Source organism: Streptomyces sp. NPDC111507 (genome assembly GCF_055638955.1).
On record NZ_JBVKBU010000005.1, the window covers coordinates 339,286 to 363,637 of the forward strand.

Genomic DNA, 24,352 nt, shown 5'->3' on the forward strand with positions numbered 1-24,352 from the left:
TCGGAACATGACCACTGCACAGCACAAGATCGGCTCGGGGTTCGGCGCCCACAGCACCGCCGACGACGTCCTCCAAGGCGTCGACCTGACCGGGAAGCTCGCGATCGTCACCGGCGGGTACTCGGGGCTCGGCCTGGAGACCACCCGCGCGCTCACCAAGGCGGGCGCCCACGTCGTCGTTCCGGCGCGCCGCCCGGACGTGGCCCGGGAGGCGGTGGAGGGCATCGAGGGGGTCGAGGTGGACGAGCTCGACCTCGGCGACCTCGACAGCGTCCGCGCCTTCGCCGAACGCTTCCTCGCCTCCGGCCGCACCATCGACATCGTCATCGACAACGCCGGGATCATGGCCTGCCCGGAGACCCGCGTCGGTCCCGGCTGGGAGGCCCAGTTCGCGACCAACCACCTCGGCCACTTCGCGCTCGTGAACCGTCTGTGGCCCGCGATCGAGCCGGGCGGCGCACGGGTCGTCTCCGTCTCCTCGGGCGGTCACCACAACTCGGGGATCCGCTGGGACGACGTGCACTGGCGCACCGGCTACGACAAGTGGGAGGCGTACGGGCAGGCGAAGACCGCGAACATCCTGTTCGCCGTGCACCTCGACCGGCTCGGCCGGGAGTCCGGTGTACGGGCCTTCGCCCTCCATCCCGGCGGCATCCTCACCCCGCTGCAGCGCCACCTCGCCAAGGAGGAGATGGTGGAACGCGGCTGGATCGACGAGGACGGCAACCCGCTGAACCCGTCCGGCTTCAAGTCGCCCCAGGAGGGTGCGGCGACCCAGGTGTGGGCCGCGACCTCACCCCAGCTGGCCGGCCTCGGCGGGGTGTACTGCGAGGACTGCGACATCTCCGAGGTCGCTTCGGCGGACGGCGAGCGCACCGGCGTACGGGACTACGCGATCGACCCCGAGCAGGCCGCGCGGCTGTGGACGCTGTCGGCGGAGCTGACCGGGGTGAACGCGTTCGCGTGACGCGCCCGGGGCGTCAGTCGCGGGCCGTGAACTCCCGCAGATCCGCGAGGAGTTGTTCCGCGTGCGTGGCGAAGAGGCCATGGCCCGCGTTCTCGTAGACCTTGAGTGTGCCGTCGGGGAGCAGTTCGGCCGCCCGGCGGCCGGTCAGGTCCAGCGGCGCCGACGTGTCGTGGGTGCCGTGGACGACCAGTGCGGGCAGGTCGAGCTTGGCCAGTTCGGGGGCGACGTTCAGGGTGGCCGCGAGGTCTCCCAACGCCGCCCCGCCGCGCGCGGTGGCCCCATGACAGCGGTTGATCATGGACTGTACATAGGCCGGGGAGAGTTCGTTCCCGGGGAGGTCGAGGGCGAAGAACGAGCGGGCCCCGTCCACGAAGAAGGCGGCCCGGTCGCGGCGGAAGATCTCGTTGCCGGCCTCGACGACGCCCGGGTCGATGCCCTCCGGATGGTCCGCGGACCGGACGGCCCCGGGCGCCATGCCCGCGACGAGTGCCACCCTCGCCACCCGCTCGACGCCGTGCCGGGTCAGGCAGCGTACGACTTCCGCGGTGCCGATGGAGTGCCCGACCAGTGTCACCCCGGACAGGTCGAGGTGGCGCAGCAGCCCGTCGACGTCGTCGGCCAGAGTGTCGAGATCGAACCCGCCCCACACGTCGTCGGACCGGCCGTGGCCGCGCCGGTCGAAGCCGACGCACCGGTAGCCCTCCTCGGCGAGCGGCAGCATCTGGTACTCCCACATCTCCGTGCCGAAGTAGGCGCTGTTGACGAACACGATGACCCGCCCGGTGGCGGGACCGTAGTCGACGAAGTGCAGTCGGGTGCCATCGACGGGGCTCTCGAAGTACGGCATGGGAAACCTCCCGGAATCCGGTGGCTGGACGAGTGGGTACGTCCTTCATGGTTCCGGAGGGCCGGGGCGGGGTCGATTACCCCCGAGGTCATGTCACCTCGCGGTCAGCTCGGTCGGCCGATGGCCCGCAACGGGCACCCGGTGTCGACGCGCGTGGCGAGTTCGGCCCGCAGGGTGGCGAGTTCGGCCATGCGGGCGTCGATGACCTGGATCTTCTGCTCGAACAGCACGGACAGCGCTTCCGCGGAGTCCGGCGCCTCCCGCAACTCCTCGCCGTGCCGCGCGATCTCCGCGAGCGAGAATCCCAGCGTCTGCGCGGTGCGGACGTAGTGCAACCAGGGCACCGCCTCGGGCGGGAAGTCGCGATAGCCGTTGGCCAGCCGCCGCCCCGTGACGAGGCCGACCTTCTCGTAGAACCGAATGGTGTCTCTGCTCATGCCCGCCTGTGCGGCGAGCTCTCCGATACGCATGTCCCTCCATCGGACGGCGGGCTTGACCTTGGACCGTACTCCACTGTTTAGCGTGAGGCGTCGCTGTCCCGAGACCAGTTGGAGCCTCATCGTGATCCGGACCCTCGCCCCCGAACGCCCCGCCTATCTTCGCGCCGTACGGGCAAGCGCCTGGTACGACCTCGTCGTCACGGCGGGCTTCGCGACGCCCTGGACGTACGCGCTGGTGCACGACGCGCTGTCGTCGTCGGGCAACGCGCTCGGGCTGGGAGCCCTGCCCGAACTCGACCCGGTGCAGACCCTGTACGCGAACCTGATGGGCTCGGTCGTGGTGGTCTGGGCCGTCCTGCGCATCGTCCGGCCGCTGCCGGTGCACGGACTGCTCGACGGCATCGCGCGCACGCTGTTCGCGGCATGGCAGGCGTACGCGCTGGCCCACGGCGCCATGCGGCTGCTGTGGCTGTTCTTCGGCGTCGAGGTGACGTTCGGCCTCGTCCAGCTGGTGCCGTGGTGGCGGAACCGGAACACGAACCCGTTGGCAGTCGAACGCCCCTAAGCGGGTCGGGCGAAGTCCGCTGCGGTTCGGCAGCGCCCTGAAGGGGCGCGGGGAACTGCGCGACCGGCCACGATGCAGCCGCAGACGATCGACGGCACCTCCCCGCACTTCCAGCGGAGCGCTCAGTACGCGGCGGCGTGCCCTGCCACGTGCCCCAGAGACCCTCGTCGAGCCGAAACCCGTACGGCAGGACTCCCTACTCGTGAGGCGTACCGATCCCCACCGGGAAAGGGTCCCCGCCCTGCTGCGGGCAGGCAGGGCGACTGCCGTGCGTCGTGAACCCCCGGCTGCGGGTCAGTGCGGGGCGCGCTCCTCCAGGGCGGTGCGCCAGGCCGGGGAGGGACTCTCGCTCACCGGCTCGGCGCGTCGGCCGCCCCGCGCGAAGAAGTCGGCGAGCGGCAGGATCGCGGCCCCGACGGTGACCGCGTCCGGGCCGAGCCGGCCGAGGTCGATGGAGACGCGCTCGGCCGGATAGCGCAGGGCGTACGAGGCCGCGTACCGGCGGACGGCGGGCAGAAAGCGGGTACCGAGCTGGAGGCCCGCCCAGCCGCCGATCAGGATCCGCTCGGGCTGGAAGAGGTTGATCAGGTCGGACAGGCCCGCGCCCAGGTACTCGGCGGTCTCCTCCAGGACGGCGAGCGCGACGGGGTCGGGCTCGACACCCTCCTCGGCCGGGTAGGCCGCGGTGAGCATCGCGGTGAGCGCGGTCTCCTCGTCGGTGCCCTCGGGCGGGCGTCCGCCCTCCTCGCGCCAGCGGTCGAGAAGCGCCTCCGCGCCCGCGTACGCCTCCAGGCAGCCCAGGGCACCGCACCGGCAGCGGCGCCCCCTGACCCGTACCGTCAGGTGGCCCCACTCCACCGAGCGGCCGTGCTCCACGTCCTCGGTGACCAGACAGGCGCCGACGCCCGAGCCGAAGAGGACGACGACCGCGTTGCGCGCGCCGCGTCCGGCGCCGAACCACATCTCGGCCTGGCCCAGGGTCCGGGCGCCGTTGTCCGCGAAGTACGGGACCGTGTCGGGGAGTTGACAGGCCGAACGGAGCAGGGACTCCAGCGGGACGGCGTCCCAGCCGATCGTCTGACCGTGCACCACCGCACCCTCCTCGGGCGTGCGGGCGACGATTCCCGGGACGCCGATACCGACGCCGAGCAGTCGCTCGGGAGCGATGCCCGCCTCGTCCAGCACCTCGGCGACGCCGTCCCGGATGTGCCCGACGATGACATCGACGTCGTACTCCCGACGCTTCGACAACGGTCCGCCGCCCGGCGAGGGGTCCTCCCCCTGAGCCTGTCCGTCGCCCTCCGACGCCCAGTCACCCCCGTACCCCTGCCGCTCCAGCGGCCGCTCCGTGCGGGCGAGTTCGGTGAGGGTCAGGTCGAAGAGTTCGACGCGGACACGGGTTTCGCCGACGTCGACGCCGATCATGTGGCCGCTGCCGGGTACGACCCGCAGCAACGTGCGCGGGCGGCCGCCGTCGGAGTCGACGCTTCCGGCCTCCTCGACCAGACCGTCCGCGACGAGTTCAGCGACCACGTTGCTGATGGAACCGGAACTCAGGCCGGTGGCCGGGCCCAGCTCGAAGCGGCTCAAGGGGCCGTCGAAATACAACCGTTGCAGCACGGCAGTGCGATTGCCGCGCCGCAGGTCACGCACTGTTCGCCCGTTCCGCACCGCCATGAGAATCCCTTCCGGCCCGCCCGACCTGCAAGATACCCCTGCGCGATCCCTTGACGCGACTTTCTTCCGGGTCTTAACTCACGTCCTAAATTAAGACATGAGGGTCGTTCGAGAAGTGAACGCGGGCGCCCCTCGTGGCTCTCCCTCCGGGAAAGGGACATACGCAGCCATGCGCAGAATCCGAGCCGCGGCCGCCGGTGCGGTCACCGTCTCCCTGCTGACCGCCGTGACCGCCTGTGGTGGCGGCTCGTCGACGGGCGGTGGGTCCAACGACTCGCCGAAGACGCTCACCTACTGGGCCTCCAACCAGGGCGCCAGCATCGAGGTCGACAAGAAGGTCCTCCAGCCCGAACTCGACAAGTTCGAGAAGCAGTCCGGGATCAAGGTGAAGGTGGAGGTCGTCCCCTGGTCGGACCTGCTGAACCGGATTCTCACCGCGACCACGTCGGGCCAGGGCCCCGACGTCCTGAACATCGGCAACACCTGGAGCGCCTCGTTGCAGGCCACCGGCGCGCTGCTGCCGTGGGACGCGAGCAACTTCGCCAAGATCGGCGGCAAGGACCGCTTCGTCGACTCGGCGCTCGGCTCGACGGGCGCGCAGGGCAAGGACCCGGCCGCGGTCCCGCTGTACTCGATGGCGTACGCGCTCTACTACAACAAGAAGATGTTCGCCGACGCGGGGCTTACGACGCCGCCGGCCACCTGGGACGAGCTGGTCGCCGACGGCAAGAAGCTGTCCAAGGGCGGCAAGTGGGGCCTGGGGGCCGAGGGTTCGAACCCCTCGGAGAACATCCACCACGTCTTCGTCTTCGCCAAGCAACACGGCGCCGACTTCTTCACCGCCGACGGCAAGCCGGACTTCACCTCGGACGGCACGGTCGCGGCGGTCAAGCAGTACATCGACCTGATGGCGAAGGACAAGGTCATCGCGCCCGGCAACGCCGAGTACGCGCAGAACCAGTCCGTGAGCGACTTCGCCAAGGGCAAGAACGCGATGCTGCTGTGGCAGTCGGCGTCCGCCAACCTCACGTCGCAGGGCATGAGCGATGACGCGTACGGAATCGCCCCAGTCCCCGTGCAGTCCGGCACCCCGGGAACCGGCACCAACGTCAACTCGATGGTCGCGGGCATCAACCTGGCCGTCTTCAAGAACAGCCACAACCTCGACGGCGCCACCAAGTTCGTGAAGTTCATGACCAGCGACGCCGAGCAGAAGATCCTCAACACGGCGTACAGCTCGATCCCGCCGGTGAAGACGGCCCAGACGGACACCACCTTCAACACCCCGGCGAACGCGGTACTCAAGGACACCCTGGCCAAGAGCGCCGCCGCTCTTCCGCAGGTCGCCGACGAGTCCCAGTTCGAGACGACGGTCGGTACGGCCGTCAAGACGCTGTTCGCGGACGCGGCCGCCGGACGCGCGGTGACCACGGAGTCGGTGAAGGCGGAGCTCGAGAAGGCCCAGCAGCAGATGCCCGCGAAGTGAGCGCGGACTCCCTCATGACCACCACGACCGCCGCCTCCGCCGATTCCGGCGAACGGGCGGTGCCCAAGGACTCTCCCGGGGCGGCGCGCGGGCCGCGCCGCCCCGGGCGGATCCGGCGCATCGCACTGCCCTATCTGCTGCTCCTGCCCGCCCTGATCCTCGAACTCCTGGTCCACCTGGTGCCGATGGTGATCGGCATCTTCATGAGCTTCAAGGAGCTCACCCAGTTCTACATCCGCGACTGGGGCACCGCGCCCTGGTCCGGATTCGACAACTACAAGGTGTCGGTGGACTTCAGCGCGCCCGTCGGCAAGGCGCTGCTGCACTCGTTCCTCGTCACCGTCGGCTTCACCCTGCTGTCGGTGGGCCTGTGCTGGCTGATCGGCACGGCGGCCGCGATCTACATGCAGGACTCCTTCCGCGGCCGCGGTCTGCTGCGGGCGCTCTTCCTCGTCCCGTACGCGCTGCCCGTGTACGCGGCGGTCATCACCTGGGTGTTCATGTTCCAGCACGACAACGGCCTGGTGAACCACGTCCTGCACGACCAGCTGCACCTCACCGACAAGCCGTCCTTCTGGCTCATCGGCGACAACAGCTTCTACGCCCTGCTCACCGTGTCGGTGTGGAAGGGCTGGCCGTTCGCGTTCCTCATCGTCATGGCCGGCCTCCAGAACATCCCCGGGGAGCTGTACGAGGCCGCCGCCCTCGACGGCGCCGGTCTGTGGCAGCAGCTGCGCCGCATCACCCTGCCGTCACTGCGCCCGGTCAACCAGGTGCTGGTGCTGGTCCTGTTCCTGTGGACGTTCAACGACTTCAACACGCCGTTCGTCCTGTTCGGCAGGACCGCTCCGGAGGCCGCGGACCTCATCTCGGTGCACATCTACCAGGCCTCGTTCGTCACCTGGAACTTCGGCACCGGATCCGCGATGTCGGTCCTGCTCTTGCTCTTCCTGCTCGTCGTGACGGGCGTCTACCTGCTGCTGACCTCCCGAGGAAGGAGGACGGCCGATGTCTAGCACCGCGCAGACGGCGTCCCGCGCCTCGAAGGCGCCCCGCTCGCCGATGGCTCCCCCGCCGTCCTTCCTCTGGTCCCGCAGGATCTTCCTCACCCTGCTCACCGGCTTCGTCCTGGTGCCGGTCTACGTCATGGTCTCCAGCTCGCTGAAGCCGCTCGCGGACGTCTCGGGGAAGTTCCGCTGGCTGCCGAGCGGGCTGACGATCCGCCCGTACATCGACATCTGGTCGACGGTCCCGCTGGCGAGGTACTTCGTGAACTCGCTGATCGTGGCAGGCGCGGCGACGGTCTGCTCGGTGGTGATCGCGGTCTTCGCGGCGTACGCGGTGAGCCGTTACAGCTTCCGCGGCAAGCGCGTCTTCACGGTGACCGTGCTCTCGACGCAGATGTTCCCCGGCATCCTCTTCCTCCTCCCGCTCTTCCTTCTCTACGTCAACATCGGCAACGCCACGGGCATCGCGCTGTTCGGCTCGCGCGGCGGCCTGATCCTCACCTATCTCACTTTCTCCCTGCCGTTCTCGATCTGGATGCTGATCGGGTACTTCGACTCGGTGCCGCGCGATCTGGACGAGGCGGCGCTGGTGGACGGCTGCGGGCCGCTCGGCGCGCTGCTGCGGGTGGTCGTGCCCGCCGCGATCCCCGGCATCGTCGCCGTCGCCGTCTACGCCTTCATGACCGCCTGGGGCGAAGTGCTGTTCGCGTCGGTGATGACCAACGACACCACGCGCACGCTCGCCGTCGGGCTCCAGGGCTACTCCACGCTCAACAACGTGTACTGGAACCAGATCATGGCCGCCTCCCTCGTGGTGAGCGTCCCGGTGGTCGCCGGGTTCCTGCTGCTCCAGCGCTACCTCGTCGCCGGCCTGACGGCCGGAGCCGTCAAGTGACCGACTCCTCATCCCCTGAAGGGACTTCCGTGACCATCGACCTTGCCGCACTCCCCGAGGACTTCCTGTGGGGCACGGCCACGTCGGCCTACCAGATCGAGGGAGCCGTCGCCGAGGACGGCCGCTCGCCGTCCATCTGGGACACGTTCTCGCACACACCGGGCAAGATCGACAACGGCGACCACGGTGACACCGCCTGCGACCACTACCACCGCTGGCGCGAGGACATCGCGCTCATGCGCCAACTGGGCACCAACGCCTACCGGTTGTCCATCGCCTGGCCACGCGTGGTGCCGGGCGGCGACGGTCCGGTCAACGCGAAGGGGCTCGACTTCTACGACCAGTTGATCGACGCCCTGCTGGAGGCGGGCATCACCCCCTCCGTCACCCTCTACCACTGGGACCTGCCGCAGGTGCTCCAGGACCGCGGCGGGTGGGCCGCACGCGACACGGCACACCACTTCGCCTCGTACGCGGCGGTCGTCGCGGAGCGTCTGGGCGACCGCGTCCACCACTGGACGACGCTGAACGAGCCGCTGTGCTCGGCCTGGATCGGCCACCTGGAGGGCCGGATGGCTCCCGGCCTCGCGGATCTGGCGGTCGCGGTCCGCGCCTCGTACCACCTGCTCCTGGGCCACGGCCTGGCCGCGCAGGCCATCCGCGCCGCCGCACCGGGCGCCCAGGTGGGCATCGTCAACAACCTCTCCAGCATCGAGGCCGCCACCGACCGCCCCGAGGACGTCGCGGCGGCCCGCCGACTGGACGGACACACCAACCGCTGGTGGCTGGACCCGGTACACGGCCGCGGGTTCCCCGCGGACATGCGTGAGGTCTACGGCGTCGAACTCCCGGAACTGCCGGGCGACTTGGAGACCATCGCACAGCCCCTGGACTGGCTGGGCCTCAACTACTACTTCCCGTCCACGGTCGCCGACGACCCCTCAGGCCCCGCGCCGCGCGTGCGCACGGTGCGCCGCCTGGGCGTTCCCCGCACCGGCATGGACTGGGAGGTCGACGCCTCCGGCATCGAGCGCCTGCTGCTGCGCCTCACCGACGACTACGGCGCCCGCAAGCTGTACGTCACCGAGAACGGCTCCGCCTATCCCGACGTCGTGCGCCCCGACGGCACCGTCGACGACCCCGAGCGCACGCGGTACCTGGAGCAGCACCTCGCCGCCTGTGCCGCGGCGGCCGGCAAGGGCGTCCCCCTCGCCGGATACTTCGCCTGGTCGCTGCTCGACAACTTCGAGTGGGCCTATGGCTACGACAAGCGCTTCGGCCTCGTGCACGTCGACTACGAGACCCAGCGGCGCACGGTGAAGGGGAGCGGGCACCGGTACGCGGACATCATCCGGGCCCACGGGGAGCGCAGGCGCAGCGCGGCCTGACGTACGCCCCGGCCTTCGCGCTGGACGCGCGTGATACCCCGACCGGAGTACGCGTCCAGCCGGAGGCGAGGGTGCGAGGTCATGTGTTCGACCGGTCGGCTCCACGCCGACCGATGTCGTCCAGGGCCGCCACGAGCTGCGGAGCCACCGCCTCGCGGGTCCAGGCGGCATGGTCGTCGCCCACGGCGCGGGGCACGGTCTCGATGAGCATGATCAGGTAGAGGTAGCTGCGGTAGAGGGCGAGGCGCCGGCGGGCCGCGGTGTCGAAGTCGGGGCGTCCTCCCGCGTTCTGATAGCCGGTCAGGAAGGCGGGGTCCTGCTCGATGTCGCCGAGGAGCGCGAGGGAGACGAAGTCCGCCAGGGGGTCGCCCCAGAACATGCGCTCGCCGTCGATGAGGCCACCGATCCGGGGTGTGCCGTCCGAGCGGTCCACGAGGATGTTGCCCCGCCACAGGTCGAAGTGGACCAGGCGGGGGTCGGTGACCTCGTCCAGGGCGTCGTACGCCTCCTTCGCGGTGCGAGCCACCTCCTCCACGGGCCGGGGCAACCAGGCCCGGTAACGGCGGGCGTCGTCCAGGACGGCGTCGTACATGGTGGTGAAGGCGGTGCGCCAGTCGGGGGCGAGCGGGCCGAGGGCCCCGGAGGGGTAGCCGAAGGCGGGCCCGGTGACCTGGTGGAGCCGGGCCACGAGGACGCCCAGCTCCGTGCGCAGGTGGGTCTGTTCGGCACCGGTGACCGTGTCGTCCCATGCCTGGCCCGGGCAGGCCGTCATGAGGAGGTGACGGCCCCCGGTGGCCACGACGCGCGGCGCCGGTACGTCGACGGTGGCCGCCGACCGGTAGAACTCCGCCTCGGACACCAGGAGTTCGCGCTCATGGCGCATGCCCGATGCGGTCTCCGGGGGCGGGACCTTCAGCACATGGCGGGTGCCGTCGGTGAGGAGGAGTTCCTCGACGGTGTTGTAGGTGCCGCCGTCGAGCGGGCGGCAGCGGGCGAGGCGGTCCGGCGGCAGTCCGGCCGCCGCGAGGATCCGCCGCGCCCGCTCCCAGGAGTCCTCCGTCATGCGCCCCACCCGCCCCTTCGGTCACCCGGCCGCGTACCCGTCCTCCACGTAACGCCCGTTCGCGATCAGCTCGTTCAGCCACCTCTCGGCGGTCGCCTCGCCCGCGTCCGGCGTACGGTCCCCGCACAGCGTACGGAAGGCCTCGCGGGCTCCGGGCGAGCCGTCGCCGCACAGGTACACCCGGGCCCGGGCCTCCAGCAGTTCCCAGACCTCGTCGTCCTCGGCGGCGATCCGGTGCTGCACGAAGGTCACACCGTCGACGGGCGTCAGGCTGAAGGCCGGGCGCGGCGGTCGGCGATGGCGCCGCGGGACGGGGCGAGTCCGGTGCCCGCCGCGACCATCACGACCGGCGCGCAGGCGTCGATCCGGAAGGCCTCCCGGCAGGACTGGACGCGGGCGAGGACGGTGTCGCCGGGCCTGACCGTGTGCGGATGGCCGGAGCCGACTCCGGTGTACGTGCCCAGGCCGGAGCCGGCCGGGGCCTCCAGCAGGGAGACCGTCAGGTCGGCGTGGCCGGGGTCGGTCGCGGGAACTGGTCGCACGCGCCTACGCGCTGGGCGCACCGACTCCGGGAGTGTGGCCGCCCGCGGCCGTGCCCGCTCCCTGAGGGGCGCCGAAGCGCGCGAGGCAGTGCCACACCTTCTTCAGGTCCTGGAGTTCGTGGCGGCCGGTGCGGGCGGCGTCCCCGATGATCCGGGGGTCGAGCAGGCCGTCCTCGGCGATCCGGGCGCCGAGCGCGACGAACTCCGGGCCACGGAAGTCCGGGTGGCGCCGCAGTTCCTCGACCCGGAGCCGGTAGCCGGGGTGCCACTGCACGGGGCACGGGAGCCGCCGGGCCGCCGCCTCGACGGCCGTGCCGCGGTAGCTCGCGTCCAGGACCAGTGCCTCCATGTCCCTCGCCAGGTCGACGGGGCCGTGCACCTGCGCCTCGATGTAGTCGTCGAGCGCGTCCTGCTCGTCCGCCTCGGCCAGCTCGATCAGGGACATCCCGGCGGCGACCCCGAACGCGGACGGCTCGGCCGCGCTGTCGGGATAGCAGAAGGTGGCCCGCCGCAGGGCCGTACCGGTCAGCCGGAAGTGCGAGGAGCCGAAGCGGGGCGCGGCGCCGACGAGTTGGCGCCGGAAGTTCAGTCCGCCGTACACGGGTCTCTCGTGCGCGGGTTCGGCGTCGTACGCCGCGCCGAAGATCCGGCTCTCCCAGCGCCAGCGGTCACCGCCGGGGTGTGCGGTGAGCCCGCCGTTGCTCGTGCCCGTGACGAACTGTGAGACGTACGCGCCGTCCCGGCCCAGTACCTCCAGGATCGGGAGCCCACCCACCAGCCGGTCGGGGTGGAAGTTCAGGGTGATGCGCAGCGCCGGGTCCACCGCCGGGCCGCGGGAGAGGGCCGCGACATGGCGCAGCGCCCGCTCCTGGGATGTGCGGCCGTCCCTGAGGTCCCCCCGACCCCTCCCCCGCCCTGTTTCCTCACGTCTTCGCCCCGCCCCGGGACCCTTGAAGATCACTCGTCGGGCGGGGCATCCGCAACTCATTTCTCCTGGACGGCCAGCACGATCTTGCCCCGGTTGTCGCGCCGCTCCAGACGTTCGTGGGCCGCGCGCGCCTGGTCCAACGGGACCACCGTCTCGACCGGCACGCGGTACGTGCCCGCCGCGACCCGCCGGGCCAGCTCGCGCAGGTCCTCGCGGGGGTCGTAGCCGTGGATCTGCAGATTGGTGAGCTGGAAGCCGAGGACGGCGGCGTTCTTCGGATAGAAGTCGCGGGTGTCGATCGTGCTCGGCTCCAGGGCGACGTTGGCGAGGGCGATCACCCGCCCGCCGTGCCCGACCTCGCGCAGACTCCGTCCGAAGGCGGGGCCGCCGACGGTGTCGAGGACGACGTCCGCACCGCGCCCGCCGGTCAGCCGCAACACCTCCTCGACCTCCGCGTCGCCCGGATGCGCGGAGGTGTCAAGGGTGTCGTGGGCGCCGAATCCGGCGGCCCAGGCGGTCTTGTCGGGTGAACCCGCGAGCGCGACGACACGGGCGCCGGCCCCGGCGGCGATCTGGACGGCCGCGCTGCCCACCCCGCTCGCGGCGGCCTTCACCACCACGGTGTCATCCTTGGTCACCTTCGCCAGATGGCGCAGGCAGTACCAGGCGGAGAGCCAGGCCACGGGCAGCGCGGCGGCCTCGGTCAGCTCCAGACCGTCCGGCACGACCGTGACCTGCCGGGCGGGCACGACGGCCAACTCGGCGTAGAAACCGGGTGCGTTCACCCCGTCCAGGGCCATGACCCGCTGGCCGACCTCGATGTCGGTCACCCCCTCCCCCACGGCGGCGACGACGCCGGCCGCCTCCACGCCCGGGATCAGCGGCGGCCGTCCGGCCCGGTGGTACCGCCCGGCACGGACCAGCGCGTCCGCCCGGTTCACCCCCGCCGCCACGACCCGCAGCAGCACCTGGCCCGGGCCCGCGACCGGGTCGGGGACCTCCACCGGCACCAGCACCTCGGGCCCGCCGAACTCGTCGATCCGCACCGCACGCATACCGCACCTGCTTCCCTGTGGACGCACCGGAGCACCGCGGCGTCCGAGGAGGCCCACGAGCACGGTGACACCGGTTGAAGTGGTGTCACCATGCGACACCGCTTCAACCGGTGTCAAGGCGCTACACTCCGACCATGCCCTCCGCTCCCGCCGCCGTCCCCGAACCCGCCTCGCCGTTCCCCTTCATCGGCGGACGCCCCTGTCTGAACTTCGTGGCCACGCTCGGCAAGCGGCACGCCACCCCCCTGGAGCGGCTCCCGGACCCCGACGCCCTCGCCCGCTGGATCACCGAGGCGGGCCTGAGCGCCGGGGCCGACGACACCCCGGTGCGCGTCACCGAGGGCGATCTCACCCACGCCCGCACCCTGCGCGAGGCCCTCTACCGGCTCGTACGCGCCGCGATGGCCGGGGAGGCACACGATCCGGCCGATGTCGCGCGGGCCAACGAGGCGGCGGCCCGTCCCGACCTCGCCCCCCAGCTCGCCGAGCCGCAGGACGAGGGCGCGGGCCCCCGGCAGCCCCTGCGCTGGACGGCCGAGCGTCCCGGACCCGCGGCCCTCGCGACCGTGGCCCGGGACGCCGTCCTGCTGGTCGGCGGCCCGCTCCTCGCCAGGGTCAAGGAGTGCGAGAACCCCGAGTGCTCGCTGCTCTTCCTGGACGACTCCCAGGCCCGTCGGCGCCGCTGGTGCTCCATGGACCGCTGCGGCAACCTCGCGAAGGTGGCCGGCTACCGGTCCCGCGGCCGCACCGACTCCAGCCGGTGACGGCGGCCACCGGCTGAGCACACCGCGGGGTCCCCGCCTCGCGGTCCGCGCGTCAGGACACGGCGGGCGTCCAGTGCGGGTCCCGGCCGAGGAAGGCGAGCAGCGCCTCCGCCCGGCCGGCGGCCGCCGGCACCTCGCGGGGAGCGGCGAACACCCCGTACGAGTCGCGCAGATGATCGACGAGCCGATCCGCCGCGAACCTGATCCCCGCCGCCAGCTCCTCCTCGAGCGGCGCGTCCTGGCCGGTGGCGACGGCGATGTCCCAGGCGTGCACGGCGGCGTCCATGGCGGCAGCGGCGGCGGCCAGCGGGAACGGCAGCGGTCCGAGGGGGGTCGCGACCTCCGGGGAGTCGGCCGGCAGCTGCGCGTAGGCGTCCGTCACGCCCCGCAGCACCTTCTCCAGCACCGTCTGCGCGTCGGAGTCCAGCACGTCGGCGGGCCGGAAGGGGTCGGAGTCCGGCCGGTCGGTGCCGGTGATCGCGGCGCCGTACGCCTGCTGATCCAGTCGCGCGTGGTTGAGGACCTGGCGCACCGTCCACTCGCTGCACGGCGTCGGCGCCCCCCACGCCCGCTCCGGTACGGCGGCGGCCACCTCACTCAGGTAGACATGTGCCCTGGTCAGCAGCTCGAAGCCCGCGAGATCACTCATTCCTGGTCCCCTCCTGGGTGCCTTCCGGCCGATGAGAACAAACTAGGCTCCCTTGCGGACAGTTACGGTCCTCGATCAGCACGTTCGGTACGCCTGCGAAAAGGGAAAAGGCCAAGGATGCGAGACGTACGTGGTGCGTGGGCCGTGGCGGGCGCACAGCTCCGGAAGTGGCACGAGGAACCCGTGGTCGTCCAGTCGGTGCGGTCGGCGGGGGCCGCGACCGTCGCGTACGTGATCGCGCTGCGGCTCAGTCCGGAGCCCGCGCCGCTCACCGCCCCGCTCACCGCGCTCCTGGTCGTGCAGGTCACGCTCTACGCCACCCTCACCACCGGCATCCGCCGGGTGAACTCCGTGGTGGCGGGTGTCGTCGTCGCGATCGCCTTCAGCGTTCTCGTGGGTCTGACATGGTGGAGTCTGGCCCTGCTCATCCTCGCCTCGCTGGCCGTCGGCCATCTCGTCCGGGTCAGCGAGTTCGTGCCCGAGGTGGCGATCAGCGCCATGCTCGTGCTCGGCGTGACCAGGGTCGGGGACACGGCCTGGGCCAGGGTGCTGGAGACACTGATCGGCGCGGTGGTCGGACTCGGCTGCAATCTGCTCTTCGCTCCGCCGGTGTGGGTGGGTGCGGCCGGCGAGTCCATCGAGGATCTGGCACGGCGGGTACGCCGGTTGATGCTGCGCATGGGTGAGGAGGCGGCCGGCCGCACCCCCGTCGAGCACGCCACCGCGCGGCTGCACGAGGCGCGCCGCCTGGACCACGACATCGTCCAGGTGGACGCGGCGCTCCGGCAGGCCGAGGACAGCCTCAAGCTCAATCCGCGCGTACGGGAGGGCCTGCTGCACCGGATCGTGCTGCGCACCGGCCTCGACACGCTGGAGATCTGCACGGTGGTGCTGCGGGTCCTCGCCCGCACCCTCACCGACCTCGCCAAGGAGCGCGATCCCGAGCCGCTGTTCGAGCCTCAGGTGGGGGCGACGCTGGAGCAGCTGCTGTCCGAAGTGGGCGACGCCGTGGTGAGTTTCGCGGTCCTGGTGACCACGGACATCAGTCAGAACGCCGAGTCGGCCGAGGCCCGGCTCGCCGCGGAGCTGTCCACAGCCACGGCGACCCGCGACAAGCTGGCCCAGCTGCTGCTCGACGAGGTGCAGCGGGACGCCCGGCAGTGGCAGCTGCACGGCGCCGTCCTCACCGAGATCAACCGCATCCTGGACGAGCTGGACACGGAGCACCGCTCACGACGGCTCATGGAGGAGCTCGACCGCGGTACCCGCGAAGAGCGCAAGCGCCGTGACCACCTCGTCCGACTGCGGCAGCGCCTTCGGATGGACCGCGGGCCGCGACAGCCGCGTTCGGACCGGAACCGTCCCCCCGTCTCCGGTCGTTCTCTCTGAGGACAGCCGTTCCGTTTTCGGGGACGGGGGCGACGACGGGGGGAGCGGACGGATGGCCGACGACGCGGTGCGGATCGACGGGAACACACTGCGCCTGCCGGGCGGGGTGCGGGTCCGGTTCATGCGGACGCTGCGCCTGCCCGAGACGGGCACGCACGAACTGCCGCCGGGGCTCGGCGAGTTCCCCGTGCGCCGCGTCGAGGACCACGCGGACACCGTGCCCGCCGAGTGGCGTGCGCGCGGCGGTGTGATGCTGCCGGTGTATCTGCGCGAGGCCATGTGGCTGAGCTTCGCGGGCTCGACGGAGCCGGCCGCGCTCCAGGTCGGCGTCGGCAAGGTGTGCGCGGTTTCGGGCAGGCCGTGGAGCTCCCTGCTCTCCCAGAACCCGCAGAACTACGTCGTGATCCCCCGCCAGCCCTGGCTCGACGGCATCAACTCCGGGAAGGGCACGGTCCGCCAGTTCGTGGCCGTGCCGCTGGGGCTCGGCGCCACGGTCGAGGGCCAGGTCACCGGCGAGGAGGTGTGGGGCGGCCTGCAGCTGCAGTCCTTCCGGCTCAATGACGCGGAGCTCGCGAAGTGGCGCGAGCGGGAGCGCCGCCGGTCCGTGAGCACGAGGTCCGTGAAGAGCGTGTCCGCCTATGGCGCCGCCCCGCCGGCTCCCGGCGCCGCCATGGCCGCCGCGCCCCCCTCGGCGGCCCGCGCGAGGAGCGCCCCGGCCATGGGACTCGGCGTGGGAGGCTCGATGCGCCAGGAGGTCTACGCGGACGAGCGCTCGCGCGGCGCCTGGGCCAGGGAGCCCGCCGGCCGGGTGTTCGTGCATCTCGTGACGCCTCCCGAGTGGCGCCGCATCACGGGCGAGGCTCCCCCGCCGTCCCCCGTCGACCGCGCGGCCTACACACGGGCCGGGCTGCCCTGGTTCGAGTACTACGACGACGCGGCCCAGGACGTCGCCCCCACCGACACACTGAGCTCGGTGCGGCCGGTCGGCGAGTGGCTCGGCGACGACCACGAGCCCTGGCAGGAGCCCTCGCCCCACCAGGTGAAACAGCTGGGCGACGCGCCGGGCGAGCCGGTCGAGGACGGTGACTGGTAGGCGGCCCCACTCAGCCGTCGGGCAATCCCCCTTCTTGTTGCACAGGGCGCAACAAGCATTGCCGTTCTTGCACTTCTCGGGTGTGGCACGCCAAGGTGGCTGTGACGACCGAGGCAACCGACACCCGAGGTGCAGCTATGAACAGTGGCGCGGATCCGGCGCGGGACGCGGGCGGCGGCTGGGGCAGGCGCCGGTTCCTCGGGGCGCTGGCGGGGATCACCGCCGTGACGACGGTGCCGGCACCGGCCGCGCCGCGCACCCGACCCGCGGCCGCCACGAACCCACTCGCCGAGGGCTCCCCCGCCACCTCGGCCCCCGGACCGGCCTCTTCCTCCCCCACCGTCCGCCGGCTGTTCCTCGGCACGTACACCTCGGTCGAGGGCGGTGGAAAGGGGATCGGCCTGGCCACGTACGACCCGGTGACGGGCACCGTGACGGCCACCGGCACCCTCACCGGCATCGGCGACCCGTCGTACCTCGCCACGCATCCGAAGGGCCACACGCTGTACGCCGTCGACGAGCGGCCGGAGGGCGCCGTGACGGCCGTGCGGCTCGCCGACAACCGGGTCCTGGGCTCCCGGAGCACCGGTGGCGCGGGCCCCTGCCACCTCTCCGTGCATCCGAGCGGACGGTGGCTGCTGAGCGCCAACTACGCCTCGGGCAGCGTGGCCGTGCACCCCGTCGACGCCTCGGGCGCACTCGGCGAACGCACCGACCTGGTCACGCACTCCAGTCCGGCACCGGGCCCCGGCCAGGACGGCCCGCACGCGCACCAGTTCACGACCAGTCCGGACGGGGGGCACGTCCTCGCCGTCGACCTGGGCACCGACACGGTGTACACCTACCGCCTGGACCAGTCGAAGGGAACGCTCACGGAGGTCTCCCGGGCGCACACCCGGCCGGGCGCGGGGCCACGCCATCTCACCTTCCACCCCGACGGCCGCTTCGCCTATCTCGCCAACGAGGTCGACAACACGGTCGTGGTCTGCGCGTACGACCCGGCGAGCGGACGGCTCACCCCGGGCGACCCGCAGTCCACCGGCACGGGCACGGGCACGAACTATCCGGCGCAGATCCTGGTGACGTCGAACGGGTCGTACGCCTATCTCGCCAACCGCGGCCACAACACCCTGACGCGGTACGCGGTCGAGGCGGCCGGTGCCCGGTTGAGGCTCCTGGACAGCGTGCCGGTCGGCGGCGACTTCCCGCGCCACCTCGCCTTCTCACCGGACGAACGGCTGCTGTTCACGGCGAACCAGCGCTCGAGCACGGTCAGCGTCTTCCACGTCGAGGGCGCGAGCGGTGCACTCCGGCTCGCGGGCAAGCCGTTCGCCTCACCCGTCGCCGTCTGTGCGCTGCCGCTGTAGCGCGCGGGGGCAGTTCGCCGAGCTCGCCTGCGTGAGCAGCACATGCATCCGCTCGGTGAGCTGCGCGACGTCGTCGGCGGGCGCGTGGAAGGGCAGGCGTACGTCGCCGTTGCCGCGCGCCCGTTCGATCCGCAGCGTCAGTCCGTGCCGGTCGACGGCGAGCGGCTGGACGCGGACCGCGCCGTGCAGACCCTCGGGCTCGACGAGACGGGTCAGCCGCTCGACGGCGTCCGGGTGCGCGTCGGCCAGGTGGGTGAGCAGGCTCGCCTCGGCCGTCGCGAGCGGGTCGGGGACGGCGTCCGCGAACTCGTCGAGGTCCACCACGAGCGCGCCGGACGCCTCGCGCAGCACCACGCGCGAGGGCCGGAACTCCAGGTGCCCCTCCGCCAGGACGAACCGGCCGGCCATCCAGAGCCGGGCGCGGATCCGGCCCCGCACCGGCACGGGCGCGACGTCCGCGAACTCCAGGACGGCGGAGGGCTCTCCGCGCGGCGCGCAGACCGCCGCGGCCGTCAGCGCGCTGTCGTCCGGTACATGCAGGAGAACCCGGCCGTCCGCGGTGACGGTGTGCGCGCCGACGAGCTCCTCCCTGCCGCCCTCCGCGGTCACCGCGCAGGACCATGCCGCGGCGAGCACCGAGCGGGCGCGCTCGGCAGCGGCGGGCGCGGCCGTCCAGGTATGACGGTCACCCATGCGGTCACCCATCCCAACCTCCCTTAGGTAAGCCTTGCCTAACCTATCGGAGATCCGGGTGTACGCCAACCACGCCACACCTGCGTCCCTCGCACGAGTTACGGCGTGATGGCGCCCAGAAGCGCCCGCGCGCACAGATCCCGCAGCTGCTCCCGGGTCAGCTCCGCCCCCCTGAGCCACTCCAGGCACACGGCCGTGGTGAAGGCGAGCCAACCACGCACGGCGATCCGCAGCTCGGGCCGGTCCTCGATCCCCCCGGGAACGTCGGGGTCCGCGTCGAGCGCCGCCAGGATCTGCTGCTCCTGCGCGGCCAGCGCCCGCTGATAGACCCTGCGCACGGCCTGGTCACCGGCCGCGTCGGCGCGATGGAAGGCGCGAAAGCCGTGCGCGTGGGCCTCGACGTACGCCAGGAAGGTGTCGAGTCCGGCGCTCAGCTGCTCGCGGACGGGAATGCCGGGCACCGCGGCCGTCAGCCGCAGCATCCGCTCGCTCTCGCGCTCCACGACGGCCGCGAAGAAGTCCCGCTTGGTGGGGAAGTAGTGGTACAACAGCCCGCGCGAGACCCCGGCGATCTCGGCGACCTGCTCGATCCACACCTCGTCGTACGGGCTCTCCGAGAACAGCCGCGCCCCTACGGACAGCAGCTGTTCCCTGCGCTCCTCGGTACTCAGCCGACGGCGCGTCCGTTCCCCTCGCTCCCCCTGTTTGCCCATCATGGCCGCACCTTACTTGACGTCGGTTCAACAACGGGATCACACTGAAAACCGCTATTGAACTCGCGTACAACATGGTCGGGACAGCAGCGTCGACGTGCCACAGGCACAAGGGAGATCGCGTCATGGCGGAGACGACAGGGGCCGTGCTGCCCAAGGGGTTCCGGAGCGCGGAGCTGGGCTGGCCCGAGCTGCACCGCATCCCGCGCCCGCCCTACCGGCTCCCCGTCGTCGGGGATGTGATCGGCGCGAACGTCCGCTCTCCGTTGCAGGACTCGATGCGGTTCGGGCGCAGGCTCGGGCCGATCTTCCGGCGCAAGGGCTTCGGCAAGGAGATCGTCTTCGTGTGGGGCGCCGAGCTCGCGGCCGAGCTGGCGGACGAGAACCGGTTCGCCAAGCACGTCGGGCTCGGGGTCGCCAACCTCCGGCCGGTCGCCGGGGACGGTCTGTTCACGGCGTACAACCACGAACCGAACTGGCAGCTGGCCCACGACGTCCTCGCCCCGGGCTTCAGCCGTGAGGCGATGGAGGGCTACCACCCCATGATGCTCGCCGTGACCGAGCGGCTGATGAACCGGTGGGACGGGGAACGCGCGGCCGGCCGGGCGGTGGACGTGCCCGGCGACATGACGAAACTGACGCTGGAGACGATCGCCCGCACCGGCTTCGGCCACGACTTCGGCTCCTTCGAGCGCTCCAGGCCGCACCCCTTCGTCACCGCGATGGTCGGCACCCTGACCTACGCGCAGCGCCTGAACGTGCTCCCCGCGCCGCTGGCCCCGGTCCTGCTCCGCGGAGCCACCCGCCGCAACGAGGCGCACACGGCGTACCTGAACCAGACAGTCGACGCCGTCGTGGCCGCCCGCCGGCACTCCTCCGGCGAGGGGGACCTGCTCGACCGGATGCTGGAGACCGCCCACCCGGACACGGGGGAACGGCTGTCGCCCGAGAACATCCGCCGCCAGGTGATCACCTTCCTGATCGCCGGCCACGAGACGACCTCGGGCGCGCTCTCCTTCGCCCTGCACTACCTCGCCCAGCACCCGGACGTCGCCGCCCGCGCCCGGGCCGAGGTGGACCGGGTCTGGGGCGACACTCCCCTGCCCGCCTACGACCAGGTCGCCAAGTTGCGGTACGTCCGCCGGGTCCTCGACGAGTCGCTACGACTGTGGCCGACGGCGCCCGCCTTCGCGCGCGAGGCCCGCGAGGGCACCGTGCTGGGCGGGGTCCACCCGATGCGGACGGGTGCCTGGACCCTGGTCCTGACGGCGCTGCTGCACCGCAACCCGGAGGTGTGGGGCGCGGACGCCGAGGAATTCGACCCCGACCGCTTCGACCCGGGGGCCGTACGGTCCCGGGCCGCCCACACCTTCAAGCCGTTCGGCACCGGGGCGCGGGCCTGCATCGGCCGGCAGTTCGCGCTGCACGAGGCGACGCTCGTCCTGGGGCTGCTGCTGCGCCGCTATGAGCTGCGGCCCGAACCGGACTACCAACTGCGGATCTCCGAACGACTGACGCTGATGCCGGAGGGGCTGCGGCTGCACCTCGATGACCGGGCACCCGCGGCGGACCCGGTGTCACTGCGTCCAGTGGCCCGGGCGGGTGACTGACCGCGGCAGCCTGGTCCCGGCGCTGCCCCTGGCCGCGTTCAGCTGGGGCTGGGTCAGGAAGAACGCGTCGGTCAGATCCGCGTCCGTGAGATCCGTGTCCCGGAAGTCGGCACCGATCAGGTCCGCGCCGCGCAGATCGGCGCCGGTAAGGTCGGCGGCGATGAGGTAGGCGCCGCGCAGGTTGGCACCCCGCAGGTCGGCGCCCTTGAGCCGGGCGCCCATGAGGTCGGCGCCGCGCCGCTCCTTCTTCTTGCCGCGGCCGACTCCCGCGCGCACGAGTTCGCTGGTCCGCAGCAGGAGGGTGTTGACCCGCTGCCGGTGCGCGTTCACGTCCAACTCCCCCAGCTCCTCGGGGGATTGGTTCGTCAGTCGCTCCGTCTCGGCGAGGGCTCGGCGGATGTCGGCGTGAATCGGGCGGGCCGCGGGGAGGGTCAGGGCCTCGTTCAGGTACCGGAGCAGTTCGTGGAGCTGGCGGACGACCGGGAACACGTCGAACATCTGCCGGGCTCGTTCCCGCGGGCCTGTGCGCCAGTCCTGGCCGCCGAAAGTGACCTGGGACACCTGCTGGCCGGCGCCGAAACAGTCGTACACCGTGCACCCGTTGAACCCCTTCTCCCTCAGCTGCGTGTGGATTCCGCACCGGGAGTCCGTCCGCAGGTTCTGGCAGGGCTTTCCCGCGTCCTTGTCGATCGCGAAGTCCGCCGAGCGGGTGAAGGGCAGGGCCACACAGCACAACCCGAAACACCGACCGCAGTCGGCCCGCAGTTCAAGGAGCCGGTCATCGACTGCCGCCACACTGTCTTCTCGCATGTCACCAGCGTACTGAGCCGTCAGGGGCACCTCGGCGATGTGCTCTTCGGCTGCGGGTGGGTGGGGGCTGATCATCAGTTCCCCGCGCCCCTGGAAGGGCGCCGCGCGCGTCTTTCCAGCGCAAACGCTGGCTCAGCCTTCCAGTCCGGTGAGGTTCACGTGGGTCAGGCGTTCGGGGTCGGCGAGGATGTACATCTCGACGACGCGGCCGTCGGTGATGGTGACGCCCATGACGGACAGGGGGCGGCCTTCGGGTGCCGTGACGACGCCGATCGCCCCGTTGACCAGCGCGAGCCGGGAGAACTCCGCGAACTGGCGGAACATGAGGGCCTGTTGGGCGACGCCCGTCGCGCCGTGGACCACCTTGGACGCCGCCGCCCCGCCGACGAGCGCACCGGAGTCGACGCGGAGCACGACATCGGGATGGAGGACGGACACCAGCGCCTCGAAGTCCCCGGCGCGCGAGGCCGCGAGGAAGGCGTCGAGGACCCGTTTCTGCCGGGCGGGATCGAGCTCGGGCTCCGGCGCGGCAGCGCCCCGTACCCGCCGCCGCGCCCGACTCGCCAGCTGCCGCGTCGCGGCCGACGAGCGGCCCACGACGGGCGCGATGTCGTCGAAGGGCACCGCGAACATGTCGTGCAGGACGAACGCGAGGCGCTCGGCGGGCTCCAGTGTCTCCAGGACCACCAGCAGGGCCAGCCCCACCGAGTCGGCGAGCAGCACCTCCTGCTCGGGGTCGATCCGCTCCAGGGGGCTGACCAGCGGATCGGGGACATAGGTGTCCAGCGGCTCCTCGCGGCGCGCGGCACGCGAACGCAGCAGGTCCAGACAGACCCGGCCGACCACCGTGGTCAGCCAGCCCGCGAGGTTCCTGATCTCACCGACGTCCGTGCGGCCGAGCTTCAGCCACACCTCCTGGACCGCGTCGTCCGCCTCACTCAGCGAGCCGAGCATCCGGTACGCCACCGCCCGCAGGCGACCGCGGTGCTCCTGGAACCGATCCGCGAGGAGTTCGTCGTCGTCCATAGTGTCGTCCTCTCCCCCGAACGGCGCCCGCTCAGACCTCGTCGCGCGACAGCGCCAGCAACCGGTCCAGAACGCGCGACCCCCCGGCCCGTACACCGTCGTGCTCGAACTCGTCCGTCACCCAGGTCCGCAGACCACCGATGGCACGGGCCGTGCGCAGGGAGTGCTCCGGATCGACGTACATGTCGTCGTGGTAGACCGCCGCGGCCACCGGCACCCCGTTGGCGGCGAGGCGGGCGGGGTCGTACAGCGGCCGCCAGTCGGTGCGCGCGGCGAGTTCCTCGGCGGTCTCGCGGAGGGGACGCAGCGCGGGGTCGGTGTCGAACACCCAGGGGTGCACGGACTCGCCGGTGAACAGCAGCGGTCCGTCGTCCGCGAGGGCCTTCGCCGCGTCGAACTGGGGGAACTCGGCGCGCACCCGCTCGGCGGACCAGGCGGTCGGCCGGTCGTCCTGGGCGTAGCAGGCCTCGTGGACGAGCGCGTACAGGGGGTGGCCGGCGTACGAGAGGAGGCCCTGTGCCTCCTCCTGGAAGGCGTCGGAGAGGGCCGGGCCCTGCGGGGTGCGGACGAAGGCCTCCTCCAGGAGGTAGTGCAGCCGGTGGCTGCCCTCGCCACCGCCGAGGAGGATGCCGAGGGACTGGAAGGCCTCGACGGTCAGGCGGTAGCCGTTGCTCAGGACGGTCTCGTGGCGGAGGAGGTGGTCGGTGATCTGCCGGGCCCGCTCGACGTCCTGGGGGTAACGCGCGTAGTGCGCCGCGACCTTGCGTTCGATACGGGGGTACGCGGCCCGGTAGACGTCGTCCGCGTGCGCGTCGAGGGAGGGCAGGCCGCCGGTGATGAGGGCCGCGCGCAGACCTTCGGGGGCGGTCGAGAGGTAGTGCACGACGCAGAAGCCGCCGAAGCTCTGGCCGAGTACGGTCCAGGGGTCGCCGCCGGTGAGCCGGGGGCGGATGGCCTCGCAGTCGCGGACGATGGAGTCGGCGCGGAAGCGCGCGAGGTAGTCGGCCTGCGCGCCGGGACCGCCGCGCAGCGGCAGCGTCTGGCGATTGGCGGGCGTGGAGTGGCCGGTGCCGCGCTGGTCGAGCAGCAGCACCCGGAATTCCTTCAGCGCGCGGCCGAGCCAGGCCTGCTTGCCGACGAAGCGGTTGGCGCCGAAGCCGGGGCCGCCCTGAAGGTAGACCATCCAGGGGAGGTCCTGGTGCGCCTTGTCGCTCGCGACGACCTCGCGGGCGAACAGTTCGATGCTCTCCCCCGCCGGGTCGTCGTGGTCGAGGGGCACGGTGAAACGGTGGTCGGTGAGGACGACACCGGGCTGGCGGTAGCTGACGCTCAACAGGGCTCCCGAGACGTACGGATCCAGGCTGCGTCCCAGTTGAGC

At 71.8% G+C, this 24,352-nt stretch carries 23 protein-coding genes and 1 pseudogene; 11 read left to right on the forward strand and 13 right to left on the reverse strand.

The window, feature by feature from the left end:
• Positions 1-7 precede the first annotated feature (7 nt).
• Positions 8-967, forward strand: a complete 960-nt coding sequence (locus tag ACZ7M2_RS22715; RefSeq protein WP_352045099.1) for an SDR family NAD(P)-dependent oxidoreductase — start codon at positions 8-10, stop codon at positions 965-967.
• Between the two features lie 13 nt (positions 968-980).
• Here the strand turns inward: ACZ7M2_RS22715 and ACZ7M2_RS22720 are convergent, their stop codons facing one another.
• Both ACZ7M2_RS22720 and ACZ7M2_RS22725 read right to left on the reverse strand, forming a co-directional pair.
• Complete coding sequence (locus tag ACZ7M2_RS22720) at positions 981-1,814, reverse strand: alpha/beta fold hydrolase (RefSeq protein WP_471596781.1); 834 nt, start codon at positions 1,812-1,814, stop codon at positions 981-983.
• 104 nt (positions 1,815-1,918) lie between these two features.
• A complete protein-coding gene (locus tag ACZ7M2_RS22725) occupies positions 1,919-2,284 on the reverse strand; it encodes a MerR family transcriptional regulator (RefSeq protein ID WP_099944877.1) in 366 nt (121 codons plus the stop codon).
• A 91-nt stretch (positions 2,285-2,375) separates the two neighbouring features.
• Between ACZ7M2_RS22725 and ACZ7M2_RS22730 the strand changes: the two genes are divergently transcribed.
• Complete coding sequence (locus ACZ7M2_RS22730) at positions 2,376-2,819, forward strand: hypothetical protein (protein ID WP_471596782.1); 444 nt, start codon at positions 2,376-2,378, stop codon at positions 2,817-2,819.
• 294 nt (positions 2,820-3,113) lie between these two features.
• On the opposite strand, the gene ACZ7M2_RS22735 is transcribed toward ACZ7M2_RS22730, so the two are convergent.
• Entirely contained in the window at positions 3,114-4,496 is a 1,383-nt protein-coding gene (locus tag ACZ7M2_RS22735; RefSeq protein ID WP_471596783.1) for an ROK family protein, read from the reverse strand.
• A gap of 169 nt (positions 4,497-4,665) precedes the next feature.
• On the opposite strand from ACZ7M2_RS22735, the gene ACZ7M2_RS22740 reads away from it, so the two are divergent.
• From ACZ7M2_RS22740 to ACZ7M2_RS22755, 4 genes are read left to right on the forward strand one after another with little or no spacing between them, the layout of a single operon-like run.
• Positions 4,666-5,982, forward strand: coding sequence for an ABC transporter substrate-binding protein (locus tag ACZ7M2_RS22740; RefSeq protein ID WP_471596784.1), 1,317 nt, complete (start codon positions 4,666-4,668; stop codon positions 5,980-5,982).
• A 14-nt stretch (positions 5,983-5,996) separates the two neighbouring features.
• A complete protein-coding gene (locus tag ACZ7M2_RS22745) occupies positions 5,997-6,998 on the forward strand; it encodes a carbohydrate ABC transporter permease (protein WP_471596785.1) in 1,002 nt (333 codons plus the stop codon).
• Positions 6,991-7,884, forward strand: coding sequence for a carbohydrate ABC transporter permease (locus ACZ7M2_RS22750; RefSeq protein WP_403701398.1), 894 nt, complete (start codon positions 6,991-6,993; stop codon positions 7,882-7,884). Before ACZ7M2_RS22745 ends, ACZ7M2_RS22750 begins: the two co-directional genes overlap by 8 nt.
• A gap of 29 nt (positions 7,885-7,913) precedes the next feature.
• Positions 7,914-9,272 (forward strand): GH1 family beta-glucosidase, encoded by a 1,359-nt coding sequence (locus tag ACZ7M2_RS22755; RefSeq protein ID WP_471596786.1) that lies wholly within the window; start codon positions 7,914-7,916, stop codon positions 9,270-9,272.
• A 79-nt stretch (positions 9,273-9,351) separates the two neighbouring features.
• Here the strand turns inward: ACZ7M2_RS22755 and ACZ7M2_RS22760 are convergent, their stop codons facing one another.
• From ACZ7M2_RS22760 to ACZ7M2_RS22775, 4 genes and pseudogenes are all read right to left on the reverse strand, one after another.
• Positions 9,352-10,335, reverse strand: a complete 984-nt coding sequence (locus tag ACZ7M2_RS22760) for a phosphotransferase family protein (protein ID WP_471596787.1) — start codon at positions 10,333-10,335, stop codon at positions 9,352-9,354.
• A 21-nt stretch (positions 10,336-10,356) separates the two neighbouring features.
• Positions 10,357-10,925 (reverse strand): annotated as a pseudogene (locus ACZ7M2_RS22765) (ferredoxin reductase domain-containing protein); the annotation flags it as partial.
• Positions 10,882-11,700 carry a DUF3626 domain-containing protein gene (locus ACZ7M2_RS22770; protein ID WP_471596788.1) on the reverse strand — a complete coding sequence of 273 codons (819 nt, stop codon included), beginning with the start codon at positions 11,698-11,700 and terminating at the stop codon, positions 10,882-10,884. The gene ACZ7M2_RS22770 and the pseudogene ACZ7M2_RS22765, both read right to left, overlap by 44 nt.
• A gap of 161 nt (positions 11,701-11,861) precedes the next feature.
• Positions 11,862-12,860: a quinone oxidoreductase family protein gene (locus ACZ7M2_RS22775; protein ID WP_471596789.1), complete on the reverse strand. Its 999-nt coding sequence runs from the start codon at positions 12,858-12,860 to the stop codon at positions 11,862-11,864.
• Positions 12,861-12,994: 134 nt separating this feature from the next.
• On the opposite strand from ACZ7M2_RS22775, the gene ACZ7M2_RS22780 reads away from it, so the two are divergent.
• Complete coding sequence (locus tag ACZ7M2_RS22780) at positions 12,995-13,624, forward strand: CGNR zinc finger domain-containing protein (RefSeq protein WP_471596790.1); 630 nt, start codon at positions 12,995-12,997, stop codon at positions 13,622-13,624.
• Positions 13,625-13,676: 52 nt separating this feature from the next.
• Here the strand turns inward: ACZ7M2_RS22780 and ACZ7M2_RS22785 are convergent, their stop codons facing one another.
• The gene (locus ACZ7M2_RS22785; RefSeq protein WP_471596791.1) at positions 13,677-14,273 is read right to left on the reverse strand and encodes a TIGR03086 family metal-binding protein; all 597 of its coding nucleotides are present in this window, start codon (positions 14,271-14,273) and stop codon (positions 13,677-13,679) included.
• Positions 14,274-14,390: 117 nt separating this feature from the next.
• On the opposite strand from ACZ7M2_RS22785, the gene ACZ7M2_RS22790 reads away from it, so the two are divergent.
• The 3 genes from ACZ7M2_RS22790 to ACZ7M2_RS22800 all read left to right on the forward strand — a co-directional run bounded on the left by ACZ7M2_RS22790 (position 14,391) and on the right by ACZ7M2_RS22800 (position 18,122).
• Complete coding sequence (locus ACZ7M2_RS22790; protein ID WP_352045085.1) at positions 14,391-15,662, forward strand: aromatic acid exporter family protein; 1,272 nt, start codon at positions 14,391-14,393, stop codon at positions 15,660-15,662.
• Between the two features lie 52 nt (positions 15,663-15,714).
• Complete coding sequence (locus ACZ7M2_RS22795; protein WP_471596792.1) at positions 15,715-16,755, forward strand: hypothetical protein; 1,041 nt, start codon at positions 15,715-15,717, stop codon at positions 16,753-16,755.
• 137 nt (positions 16,756-16,892) lie between these two features.
• Complete coding sequence (locus tag ACZ7M2_RS22800) at positions 16,893-18,122, forward strand: lactonase family protein (protein ID WP_471596793.1); 1,230 nt, start codon at positions 16,893-16,895, stop codon at positions 18,120-18,122.
• Here the strand turns inward: ACZ7M2_RS22800 and ACZ7M2_RS22805 are convergent.
• The gene (locus tag ACZ7M2_RS22805) at positions 18,090-18,815 is read right to left on the reverse strand and encodes a DUF2470 domain-containing protein (RefSeq protein WP_471597017.1); all 726 of its coding nucleotides are present in this window, start codon (positions 18,813-18,815) and stop codon (positions 18,090-18,092) included. The two genes, ACZ7M2_RS22800 and ACZ7M2_RS22805, sit on opposite strands and share 33 nt — an antisense overlap.
• A 98-nt stretch (positions 18,816-18,913) precedes the next feature.
• Positions 18,914-19,531, reverse strand: a complete 618-nt coding sequence (locus tag ACZ7M2_RS22810; protein ID WP_101402498.1) for a TetR/AcrR family transcriptional regulator — start codon at positions 19,529-19,531, stop codon at positions 18,914-18,916.
• Positions 19,532-19,653: 122 nt separating this feature from the next.
• On the opposite strand from ACZ7M2_RS22810, the gene ACZ7M2_RS22815 reads away from it, so the two are divergent.
• The gene (locus ACZ7M2_RS22815; protein ID WP_471596794.1) at positions 19,654-21,138 is read left to right on the forward strand and encodes a cytochrome P450; all 1,485 of its coding nucleotides are present in this window, start codon (positions 19,654-19,656) and stop codon (positions 21,136-21,138) included.
• On the opposite strand, the gene ACZ7M2_RS22820 is transcribed toward ACZ7M2_RS22815, so the two are convergent.
• The 3 genes from ACZ7M2_RS22820 to ACZ7M2_RS22830 all read right to left on the reverse strand — a co-directional run bounded on the left by ACZ7M2_RS22820 (position 21,106) and on the right by ACZ7M2_RS22830 (position 24,307).
• Positions 21,106-21,948 (reverse strand): pentapeptide repeat-containing protein, encoded by an 843-nt coding sequence (locus tag ACZ7M2_RS22820; protein ID WP_352045081.1) that lies wholly within the window; start codon positions 21,946-21,948, stop codon positions 21,106-21,108. The two genes, ACZ7M2_RS22815 and ACZ7M2_RS22820, sit on opposite strands and share 33 nt — an antisense overlap.
• Positions 21,949-22,080: 132 nt before the next feature.
• The gene (gene sigJ / locus ACZ7M2_RS22825) at positions 22,081-22,974 is read right to left on the reverse strand and encodes an RNA polymerase sigma factor SigJ (protein WP_471596795.1); all 894 of its coding nucleotides are present in this window, start codon (positions 22,972-22,974) and stop codon (positions 22,081-22,083) included.
• 31 nt (positions 22,975-23,005) lie between these two features.
• Positions 23,006-24,307 (reverse strand): alpha/beta fold hydrolase, encoded by a 1,302-nt coding sequence (locus ACZ7M2_RS22830; protein WP_471596796.1) that lies wholly within the window; start codon positions 24,305-24,307, stop codon positions 23,006-23,008.
• Positions 24,308-24,352: the final 45 nt, after the last annotated feature.